11 protein-coding genes are annotated in these 10,881 nt (G+C 43.3%); 9 read left to right on the top strand and 2 right to left on the bottom strand.

Going from position 1 to position 10,881, the window contains the following annotated elements:
- The first annotated feature begins 12 nt into the window (after positions 1 to 12).
- The 5 genes from gltD to AC503W_RS17355 all read left to right on the top strand — a co-directional run bounded on the left by gltD (position 13) and on the right by AC503W_RS17355 (position 4,219).
- A complete protein-coding gene (gene gltD / locus AC503W_RS17375; protein WP_494915241.1) occupies positions 13 to 1,494 on the top strand; it encodes a glutamate synthase small subunit in 1,482 nt (493 codons plus the stop codon).
- A gap of 454 nt (positions 1,495 to 1,948) precedes the next feature.
- Positions 1,949 to 2,443 carry an RNA polymerase sigma factor gene (locus AC503W_RS17370; RefSeq protein WP_494915237.1) on the top strand — a complete coding sequence of 165 codons (495 nt, stop codon included), beginning with the start codon at positions 1,949 to 1,951 and terminating at the stop codon, positions 2,441 to 2,443.
- Positions 2,440 to 2,988, top strand: a complete 549-nt coding sequence (locus AC503W_RS17365) for a zf-HC2 domain-containing protein (RefSeq protein WP_494915235.1) — start codon at positions 2,440 to 2,442, stop codon at positions 2,986 to 2,988. The genes AC503W_RS17370 and AC503W_RS17365 overlap by 4 nt, the downstream gene beginning before the upstream one ends.
- Positions 2,989 to 2,990: 2 nt before the next feature.
- Complete coding sequence (locus tag AC503W_RS17360) at positions 2,991 to 3,674, top strand: YfjL-like protein (protein WP_494915231.1); 684 nt, start codon at positions 2,991 to 2,993, stop codon at positions 3,672 to 3,674.
- Positions 3,675 to 3,793: 119 nt separating this feature from the next.
- A complete protein-coding gene (locus AC503W_RS17355) occupies positions 3,794 to 4,219 on the top strand; it encodes a cytidine deaminase (RefSeq protein ID WP_494915228.1) in 426 nt (141 codons plus the stop codon).
- 43 nt (positions 4,220 to 4,262) lie between these two features.
- Here AC503W_RS17355 and AC503W_RS17350 read toward each other — a convergent pair whose 3' ends face one another.
- Both AC503W_RS17350 and AC503W_RS17345 read right to left on the bottom strand, forming a co-directional pair.
- Positions 4,263 to 4,898, bottom strand: coding sequence for a FusB/FusC family EF-G-binding protein (locus tag AC503W_RS17350; RefSeq protein WP_494915227.1), 636 nt, complete (start codon positions 4,896 to 4,898; stop codon positions 4,263 to 4,265).
- Positions 4,899 to 5,035: 137 nt separating this feature from the next.
- Complete coding sequence (locus tag AC503W_RS17345) at positions 5,036 to 5,299, bottom strand: CD3324 family protein (protein WP_494915225.1); 264 nt, start codon at positions 5,297 to 5,299, stop codon at positions 5,036 to 5,038.
- Positions 5,300 to 5,642: 343 nt separating this feature from the next.
- Between AC503W_RS17345 and AC503W_RS17340 the strand changes: the two genes are divergently transcribed.
- From AC503W_RS17340 to AC503W_RS17325, 4 genes are all read left to right on the top strand, one after another.
- Entirely contained in the window at positions 5,643 to 6,287 is a 645-nt protein-coding gene (locus tag AC503W_RS17340) for an SDR family oxidoreductase (RefSeq protein ID WP_494915223.1), read from the top strand.
- 600 nt (positions 6,288 to 6,887) lie between these two features.
- Positions 6,888 to 8,150 carry a group II intron reverse transcriptase/maturase gene (gene ltrA, locus AC503W_RS17335; RefSeq protein WP_494917251.1) on the top strand — a complete coding sequence of 421 codons (1,263 nt, stop codon included), beginning with the start codon at positions 6,888 to 6,890 and terminating at the stop codon, positions 8,148 to 8,150.
- Between the two features lie 391 nt (positions 8,151 to 8,541).
- Positions 8,542 to 9,870 carry a branched-chain amino acid transport system II carrier protein gene (gene brnQ, locus AC503W_RS17330; protein ID WP_494915222.1) on the top strand — a complete coding sequence of 443 codons (1,329 nt, stop codon included), beginning with the start codon at positions 8,542 to 8,544 and terminating at the stop codon, positions 9,868 to 9,870.
- 138 nt (positions 9,871 to 10,008) lie between these two features.
- Positions 10,009 to 10,872: an ATP-binding protein gene (locus tag AC503W_RS17325; RefSeq protein ID WP_427687771.1), complete on the top strand. Its 864-nt coding sequence runs from the start codon at positions 10,009 to 10,011 to the stop codon at positions 10,870 to 10,872.
- The last annotated feature ends 9 nt before the right edge of the window (positions 10,873 to 10,881 follow it).

Below are 10,881 nucleotides of genomic sequence, written 5' to 3'. Positions count from 1 at the left end.
GGGGAGAGTCAAATGGGAAAAGCAACAGGATTTATGGAATATCCGCGTGAAAAGCCAAGTGAACGGAATCCTCTAACCAGGTTAAGGGACTGGAGGGAATACTCCACTTCGTTCTCGGATGAAAAATTAAGCAGACAGGGAGCACGGTGCATGGACTGTGCTACCCCTTTCTGTCATGTGGGAATGGAATTGAACCGGGTCACAACGGGTTGTCCGATTAACAATCTGATCCCTGAGTGGAATGATTTAGTGTACCGTGGCAGATGGAAGGAAGCGTTGGAGCGTTTAATGAAGACGAATAATTTCCCCGAGTTCACGGGACGGGTATGCCCGGCTCCTTGTGAAGGGTCTTGTACGGTAGCGATTAATGACCCGGCCGTTGCCATCAAAAGCATCGAACGCTCCATCATTGACAAGGGCTTCGAAAATGGCTGGATCACCCCTCGCATTCCGGAAACTCGGACGGGTAAGAAAATTGCGATCATCGGTTCAGGTCCTGCTGGATTGGCGAGTGCCGACCAGTTAAACCAAGCAGGTCATTCTGTAACGGTGTATGAGCGTTCTGACCGTGCAGGCGGTTTATTGACATATGGAATCCCGAACATGAAGCTGGAGAAAGATGTCGTCGCACGCCGGATCACCTTGTTGAATCAAGAAGGCATCGATTTCGTCCTGAATACGGAAGTCGGGAAAGACATCACAAAAGAAGAACTGCAAGATCAATACGATGCGGTCATCCTCTGCACAGGTGCCCAGAAGCAACGCGAACTGGATATCGAAGGCCGTGAAGCAAAAGGCATTCACCTAGCGATGGATTACTTAACAACGGCGACGAAAAGCTTGTTGGACTCCAATTTCGAAGATGGCAAGTTTTTAAATACGAAAGGTAAGGATGTCATCGTTATCGGTGGCGGCGATACAGGCGCCGATTGCGTGGCGACGGCCCTTCGCCAAGGATGTAACAGCGTCGTGCAATTCGGGAAACACCCAATCCTGCCGGCCTCCCGTACGTCCGATAATATGTGGCCAGCCTATCCAAACGTATTTTCACTTGAGTATGCGTACGAAGAAGCGGAAGCTAAATTTGGCTCCGATCCACGTCAATACTCGATTCAAACGAAAAAGATCGTGGCCGATGAACAAGGCAACGTAAAGGAACTGCATACGATTCAAATGGAAAAAATCAAAGGGGAAGATGGCATCTATCTCTTTAAAGAAATTCCGGGCACGGAAAAAGTATGGCCGGCCCAATTCGTCTTCATTGCCATCGGATTCGAAGGAACAGAGCAACCGCTCCTCACTCAATTCGGGGTGGACACGGTCAATCAAAAGATCGATGCCGCCTATGGCAACTATAGAACGAATGTCGAAGGCGTTTTCGCTGCCGGAGATGCGAGAAGAGGGCAAAGCCTGATCGTCTGGGCCATCAATGAAGGCCGTGAAGTAGCGAGGGAAGTGAACAGCTACTTGATGGGTGCAGAAGTGTTGGTGTAAGAAGTGCTGTTTTTAACACTTCTTTTAGACTGTAGCCACACTTGATGAAAAATGTGTTTGTTTATATATGGTTTGTACAATGTGCACGGTGATTTCCACTTCAGGCACTCGCTTTCCGCGGGCGGTCGGGGAGCCTCCTCGGCTTCGCCTGCGGTGTCTTTCCAAGACGCGCATTTCCCGCAGGAGCTCGTACCTTCCGTTCCAATCCACTTTGCATGATCATCAAGTAAAATCAAAAAGGCGATCCTCTTTTGTCGATAAACTGTAAGAAGTGCTGTTTCTAGCGCTTCTTTTTTTGTTTTTTTCTTTAATCTTCATGTACAGGTTTTAAATAGTCATTTAATCTACTCAAAAATAAAAAAACGAACCTAAAATATGGTTTTTTTTTAAAAAGTTGTAACGAAACGTGTAACCGAGGTATTAATATTAGGAAAAGCAAGAGAGAGAGGGCGTTATGAAGAAGCTTGAAGAAGAATACGAAGAAATCCACCCAAAAATTTATGCGTTTTTTTATGCCAAGACAGGAAATCAGGCGACTGCCCAAGATCTTTGCCACGATACCTTTTATGAGGCGTGTAAAAACATCGCATCATATAATGGCAAGTCCACCTTATCAACTTGGATGTTTTCGATTGCAAATAATCTATTGAAGAAGTATTACCGCAAAAACAAATATGAGCTTGGCTTAATGCAAAAACTTGCCATCCTGCCAGAAACGGAAATCCATTCATTAGAAGAGCTGGCGGAAATTAAGGAGGATACGAAAAGTCTTTTGCATCATATTTCAAAGTTGGAGGATTCAGAGAGGGAGATCGTACTACTGCGTATATACGGGGAGCTGAGTTTTGCAGATATTGGCGCATTAATCGGGAAATCCGAAAATTATGCGCGAGTATCCTTTCACCGCTTGAAATTGGGAATTCAAAAAACAATGGAGGAGAATGTATGAACACAAAATGTTCGGTGACGCAAGATTTACTACCTTTATACGAAGAGGAATTATTGCAACAGGAAACTCAACGATTTGTTGAGGAACATTTGCAAAGTTGTCAAGAATGTCGGCAGATAGCAGAACAATCACAGATTCCATTGCCCGCGGAAGTAATACCCGGCGGTGCTTCTAAAAAAATGATTCGAAATATCACCTTGAAATTGACGACAATACAGATTTTCTTTGTAGCCATTGCCTTTATATTGGCCATGAGTACGACCATTATGAATGACACTAGTGGCTTTATTCTGACTTACGCCATTTTAGGTGCGGTCACATATCTGTTCTACCGCTCAGTCCTCATTGCCGTCCTGCTTGCGGGTGTACCGAATTTCATATGGAATTGCCTGTTATATATGACGGATTGGTTCGGTGAGTATTATGCTCAAAGTTTTTCGGAAGCTCTTCTGATCGCACTGACTTCCTTAATTGGCCACCTGCTGTTAACTTTTGTCGGAATCATCATCGGCTTTTGCATTCTTAAAATAAGAGAGGAGCATTAATTATGAAAAAGAAAATGATATACAGTGTGATTGCGATTTTATTAATTGCCGCCATAGTGTTCGCTTATATGCAAATGAGCGGAAATAAAACTGGTAAGTATAAAGCTAAGGAGAGCCTTGAGGAATTTTTAGAACAGACTTATCCCGACATGGACTACGAAATCAAGCGGTCGGTAGGGTATGGATGGACTGATGAAACGTATGAGTTCCATGTAGTGGTAAAGGGTTCGAAAGCAGTTGAAACCACCTATCGGTTCTATGTCTCCGGCATCGAACCGTATGAAGTGTATAGTGATACAATCCATGAATCCAAGATAGAGAAAGACGCATCCGAAAAGCTAAGTGCTGAGGCAGAACAGTATATTCTAACGCTCCTCCAGAAAAAAATCCCGCAAGTCGATTCTGTGGATACGGATGTGGAAGTATACAACAAAGTTACCGAGGAATGGACGCCGCAGATGAAAACGCCAAAGCCCCTTCACATTATGCTGGAAATGGAAAAAGGCGATGTAACAAAAGAACAGATGGTACAGCAGTGCAAGATGATACAGGAGTTATTGAATGACGAATCGATCGATTATGATACTACCGAGGTGGGATATCGAAGTATGGTGAACGGAGAAGAAGATTATGAGTATGTGAGTTTTACTCCAGGCAAGGAATTGACCATAAATGATTTGAATTAAAAACTAAATCTAATGGTTTTTAGCGATTCTTTTTGAGAATCTCTACTCTTTTAGATTTACAATCCAGTAGAAAAGAAGATGGATAGTTTTAGTTATTTTTTAAAAAAGGGGAAAGCTTTATGAAAACCTATCCTTTACAAGAGTCCGATTATCCAGTAATCGAAGCGGCAAGGGAAATGATCAAAGCGCTGTACGAGGAAGATAAGCACCATGTAGGGGCAGCGTTGAAGACAAAGTCGGGTCGAATTGTAGCTGCCGTACATATGGAAGCATATGTCGGGCGTATCACGGTATGTGCTGAAGCCGTTGCGATTGGAAAAGCGTTATCGGAAGGGGAAAAAGAGTTTGATACGATTGTGGCTGTGAAGCATCCCTATTCCGATGAAATCAATAGAGAGTTAAAGATGGTCAGTCCTTGTGGGATGTGCCGGGAACTGATCTCGGATTATGCTGGGGATTGTTTTGTGATCATAGAGGTGGACGGGGAAACCGTTAAAACGAGAATCAGTGAGTTGCTTCCCCTGAAATATACGAGAGGTTCGTAATGTTAAAAGGCAATCCTTCCTACCGAAGGGTTGCCTTAATCATTTATTTGATCCGCGAAATGAAATCATCCAATTTATCCAATGTGGTAATATTCAGGTTGCATTTCATGCTATCGTTGCAAATATAGTTCCCTTTTTTAATGAATGTGCCCTGAACGGTTCCTTTTGTTTCAGACAGGAACATCCCGACTTCCTCAAAGCGGCTGCATATCGCGCAGATCCCTTTTTTATGAGAAGGTTTGAATGTCCCGTGCAGTCCAACTAGCTTATTTTGCCAGGGGGCGATGATGAATTTCTTTCCAGAGCCCTTATCGTCCCATCCCAAGTAGGATATCTCTCTTAAATCGATGTTCTCCATTTTGGGGGCCTTTAATTTCTTCGCTTTCGGAAATAACTTCTTGACCGTTTGTTCCGTTACGTCTTTAAAAGGGATGACATAGGGTTTGAGTTCCAAGAGAAAGGCTTCAGCATGGGCAGGGTCCTTGATGGTGTCGATGGGGTCCAGAAGTTGCTTTTGCCCGTCATCCAGTTCATTGAATAATTCGAGCACTCTTTCCTTTGCAACGGACTTGACTGTATGAACGACATCTTTATCGTTGGCTGTTGCGTGTCCATTTATCAGTATCTGCGTTTGTAATTTGATGAAGTTATATTGTTCACTTTTGATAAAGGGTTTCATTTCCCCACTCCTGTTCATGTTCCTGTTGCTTTCATTTTACAGAATCCGCTTTTTGAAAGAAAGGTGGAAAATGTTTAGGAAGCGAATTGGGCATAGAAATAGCACTGATTTCTTTCATCAGTGCTGCGAGATAAGCTCTATTTGGAATAAACGATTTTCCTGATGGTTTCCGTTGAGAGAAAATGTTCTTCTGCTAATTGATGGATAGCGGTCCCGGTTTTAAAGGCATATTTAATCGAGGCATTTCGTTCATCAATCAATTTCCGGGATCCAGAACGTGTTCCCCATTTATGATGCGTTTGATCGGGTTTGGGAATATAGATGGTTTCCCCTTGCACATACTTTTGAATTTCCTGAATCAATGCCTCTGGTAAAACGGTTGTTGCTTTTACATACGTCATTTCTGCCAGCTCCTTATTTTTTGTTTCGAATGAAATAAGGGGCAAAGCCTGTTTAATAGAAATGATAAAAGATGGGCGATGTTCGTTTACTTCATTTCCACCCCATGCAAAGTATCGCCTCCACTATCAGGCTTTGCATGAGACGCTGCAGAAGGTGGCAAAACGCGTTTCATTGCCATCATTACACCTCCTTATCGAATTTCCTTTATTATAAAATATCTCAAGCGCATTGCAAGGAAATTCCATTTTCATCCTGGCGTTATGCGGATTGTTTGCTGTTGTTCGCTGTTCATGAAATAATTGGATGAGAAAACCAATTATCCAGTATGGGGGCTGATTTTATATGAAAGTATTCGTAGTTGGAGCAAATGGGCAGATCGGGAAAAAAGTAGTTACGTTATTGAAAGAAAGCAAGGAACATAGTGTCCGGGCCATGATTCGAAAAGAGGAACAGAAGAAATCCTTTGAAGAAATCGGAGTCGAATCCGTGGTCGTCAGCTTGACGGGGACGGTGGAAGAGATTTCAGAAGCGGCGAAAGGGTGCGACGCCGTCGTGTTCGCAGCAGGTTCCGGGGGTAGCACCGGAGCAGACCAAACCTTATTGGTGGATCTTGATGGCGCAGTCAAGACAATCGAAGCCGCCGAAAAATTACAGGTGAAGCGGTTTATCATGGTCAGCGCTTTTCAGGCAAACAACCGGGAAAATTGGAGCGAAGCCATTAAACCGTATTATGTGGCCAAACACTATGCCGATCGAGCACTGTTGCATAGTGATTTAACGTATACCATCATCCGGCCGGGCGGTCTCGTGAACGAACCGGGAACAGGCCAGGTGATGGCATCCGAGAAATTGGAAAGAGGCACGATTCCACGTGAGGATGTGGCCGAGACAATTGTGGCTGCCTTAACCGAGGAACATACCTATAACCGCTCTTTTGACTTGATTGCAGGGGAAACTCCGATTGAAAAAGCATTGAAATCTATATAATAGGAAGAAATGAGCAGGGCCATCCTGAATGGATGGCCCTGCTTTTGCAGTGTGCCCGGCATGGGTGCAATCTATAGGGTGTGAGTCCCGAACCATGAAGGCAGTAGTAATGGTTAGCTTAATGCAAGGGTGTCCACGGTGACGTGGAATCTGAAGGAAGCAAGCGGCAAACCTCCGGTCTGAGGAACACGAACTTCATATAAGGCTAGGTATCATTGGATGAGTTTGCTGCACAAAACAAAGTCCATACTGCCGAAGGTGGTACAGAGTAAATGAAGCAGATAGGTGGAGGGAAAGATTGCACTCTTACCCGGGGAGGTCTGGTGACAACCAAGTAAACTTGGCAACCTGTCCAGTGATGGACAGCTGAATCATCAGAAGTCAGCAGAGGTCATAGTACTTATCTACTCGAGAAGATAAGGAAGGACCGAACAGATTAAGGAGGATAAATACTAGGCGTTCGTTATCTTGCAAAGAAGCAAACAATTCCAAACGGAACTTATTTGAAGGAAGAAGTGGTGAATACACGGGGAACTTCAAAAGGGCGGAGCAGATAAAGGCACAAATAGACCATTTATCCACGTAGAAAGGATATCAATGATGTTAATGGAACAGGTACTAGAAAGGGACAACTTAATACAGGCATTAAAGCGTGTAGAGAGAAATAAGGGAAGCCATGGAGTCGATGGAATGCCGGTTCAAAACCTGAGACCGCACCTCGTAACAGCGTGGCATAACATGAAAACATCCTTACTAGAGGGTACTTATCAACCGCAACCCGTCCGTCGTATCGAAATCCCGAAACCAAACGGCGGAGTTCGGTTATTGGGAATCCCGACCGTTCTTGACCGTTTCATTCAACAAGCGATTGCCCAGATATTGAACAAGATATACGATTCCACCTTTTCAGAGAATAGCTACGGATTTCGCCCTAATAAACAGGGCCACCAGGCTGTTCGAAAGGCGAAATCGTATATAGCCGAAGGGTATACATGGGTAGTAGATATGGACTTAGAGAAATTTTTCGATAAAGTGAATCATGATAAACTCATGGGAAAGCTTGAGCTGAAAATTGAAGATAAACGAGTTCTAAAACTGATTCGTAAATTCTTACAATCAGGGATTATGATTGGCGGACTATTCCATAAGAGTAATGAGGGAACTCCGCAAGGGGGACCCTTAAGTCCTTTATTATCTAATATCATGTTAGATGAGTTAGATAAAGAACTGGAGAAGCGAAATCTTCGATTTGTGAGGTATGCGGATGACTGTAATGTCTTCGTAAAGACAAGAAAAGCGGCAAATCGAGCCATGAGTAACCTTTCCTCCTTCATAGAACGTAAACTAAAACTAAAGGTTAATTATGAGAAATCAAAGGTAGATCGTCCTTGGAATCGAACATTTCTCGGTTTTAGTTACACAAGGTCAAAGAAGAACCCGAAGGTTCGATTGGCACAACAAACGGTGAAGAGAGTGAAGAACCGAATCAGAGAAATGACCTCGAGGAAATCCCCGATACCCATGGAACTCAAAATAGGTAGGTTAAAACAGTACCTTAGAGGATGGGTAGGTTATTTTTCTCTCATTGATACTCCAAGTATATTGCGAAAATTAGATTCATGGATTCGAAGAAGGCTCAGAATGTGCCTCTGGAAACAGTGGAAACTCCCAAAGACGAGAGTACGAAAACTCAAAGGGCTTGGTGTACCTTCTAGAAAAGCATATGAATGGGGGAATAGTAGAAAGGGTTACTGGCGAATTACCCAAAGTCCTATTCTACATAAAACCCTCGACAATGCTTATTGGCACAATCAAGGGTTAGAAAGTTTATATGAACGATATACAAAACTACGTCAGACTTAAACTGAACCGCCGTATACCGAACGGTACGTACGGTGGTGTGAGAGGTCGGAGGCTAGGCGCCTCCTCCTACTCGATTGTCTCAAGCCAGCTCTCGTTAACCAAACAAAAACATTACAGGCTACTGAAATAACGTTATTTTTCTTTTGGTTATCTGTTTTCTTTTTCCTTGTGTCGAAAGACCTACTATCATGCATAAAACTATTTTTATTTAGATAATAAGAAACACTAAAATGATTTTTCGGAATAGTTACTAAAATAGTTTTTGACAAACGAACGACTGCATTTTATAGTTAGGAGTGTTGTGTTGTGGGTTGTACGAATCATGTACGTTGAATCGCAGGCACTTCTCTTATCTAATGATTAGGAGAAAGAGAACATTGGAGGTTTCATAATGTCACAGAAAGCACCACTTTCTTTTATATGGGTTACAGGTTTAATGCTTTTCGCTTTATTTTTTGGTGCAGGTAATTTGATTTTTCCTGCCATGCTTGGACAATCCTCCGGGACCAACTTATGGTCGGCTAACCTTGGATTCATCCTTACCGGGGTCGGGTTGCCTTTTATCGGAATCCTGGCATTCGGTATTTCAGGTAAGAACGATGTGCAGTCACTTGTAAGCCGGGCGCATCCACTGTTCGGTTTGATATTCACGATCGTTCTTTATCTATCGCTCGGGCCTTTATTCGCTCTACCAAGAACGGGAAGCGTCTCGTATGAAATAGGAATCAAGCCATTCCTTCCAGATGGAGTCGGTTTTTTACCTTTGCTAGTCTTCACGATCATCTACTTTGGCGTGGCTTGTCTCTTATCTATTAATCCTTCAAAGGTTTTGGATATAGTCGGAAAAATATTAACTCCATTATTATTAATTTTCATTGCCATCCTGATCATTGTGGCGATCATAAACCCAATGGGGGACATTCAAGCTCCTATAGCAGACTATTCTGACAATTCATTCTTTAAAGGATTCAAAGAGGGCTATTTAACAATGGATACCCTGGCATCCTTTGCTTTTGGTATCATTGTGATCAATACCATCAAGGATAGGGGCATCACTTCCAAGAAGGAAATTCTGAAGTTCTGTACTAAGGCCGGTTTGATTGCAGCCTTCCTGTTAATGATCGTTTATACGTCATTAACATATGTAGGGGCAACTAGTGTGGAATTGCTTGGCCAGTTAGGGAATGGCGGAGACGTTCTTGCCCAAGTATCGAACCACTTTTTCGGTTCTGGAGGTGCCGTGTTATTAGGCCTGATTGTGATTGCTGCTTGTTTAACGACGAGCATCGGCCTGATTACGGCATGTTCTACTTACTTTAACAAGTTGTGGCCATCTGTATCCTATAAAATCTATGTGGTCATTTTTTCTGCATTCAGTGCAGCGGTGGCCAATGTCGGCCTAAGCAACTTAATCGAGTATACGGTGCCGGTATTGACGGCGCTCTATCCAGTTGCCATCGTCATCATCGCGTTGACATTTTTACATCCCCTTTTCAAAGGGAGATCGGAAGTGTATTTGGGAAGTCTTTTCCTTACCTTGATTTTCGGGATTTATGATGGACTCATTGCTTTCGGGATACCAAAGAACCCGGTTACTGAATTTTTGACTGACTACCTGCCATTATTCAGTGTAGGGGTAGGTTGGGTCATTCCTGCCATCGTTGGTGGGATAATCGGCTATATCGTAAGCCTGATAAAAGGGCAACCGGTAACGAATTAGAATGTAAGGCTAGAAATGATACGATTATGAATGAAAGGAGCTGTCTTTTTTGACGGCTCCTTTTTGATTAAATGCAGATGTTTGTCTTTACTGGAAAAGAACTTTAGAATGAGGAAAAAGGAGTGGAGTGAGATCGTGATGAATACGTTGCCAGAAAAAATAGCGAATATTTTACATATGAATAAGAAAAAACCTGTTCAATTTCAGGAGCTGATTTCCAAAGGTGGATATTTGCCACCCGAGATGGATTTGATGGTCGATGCGATTTCAGCGTTGAGCATGGGGAAAAACATTTTGTTAAAAGGTCCCACAGGGGCAGGGAAGACGAAGTTTGCGGAGACGTTATCCCATTTATTCAACCAGCCGATGTTCAGCGTCAACTGTTCGGTCGATTTGGATGCTGAGAGCTTGTTGGGCTTCAAGACTTTATCCTTTAACGAGGGCAAACAGGAGATTGAATTCGTTCCGGGACCCGTGACAAATGCGATGAATCACGGAACTTTCCTCTATATTGATGAAATCAACATGGCGAAGCCTGAAACGTTGCCGTTGATCAATGGGGTGCTTGATTATAGAAGGACGATCACGAATCCATTTACGAATGAAATCGTCACGGCAAAAGAGGACTTCAATGTGATTGCGGCCATCAATGAAGGCTATGTCGGTACAGTGCCGTTGAATGAAGCGCTGAAAAACCGGTTCATCGTGATTGAGGTTCCCTATATTGAAGGAGAGCAGCTTAAGCAATTGATCGAAACCAATACGAAACTGAAGGATGCACGGACCATTGAGCTGTTCGTCAAGCTATCGGGTGATTTGATTCATGCCGTGAATCAAGGGAAAGTGGCTGAGGATGCAGCATCGATACGGGCACTGCTTGATGCGTGTGATTTAAGTGTACTGATCCCACCTAAGCGGGCGATTCTTCGTTCAATCGTGGATAAGCTTGATGAGGAACGGGAGCGGGAATTTGTGAAGAACTTGGCCGACACATTATTCTAACTAGGAGAA

The sequence above is a fragment of the Peribacillus suis genome (genome assembly GCF_059384845.1).
Note: the sequence above shows the minus strand (reverse complement) of the source record. Positions and strands in the feature narration are given on the sequence as shown.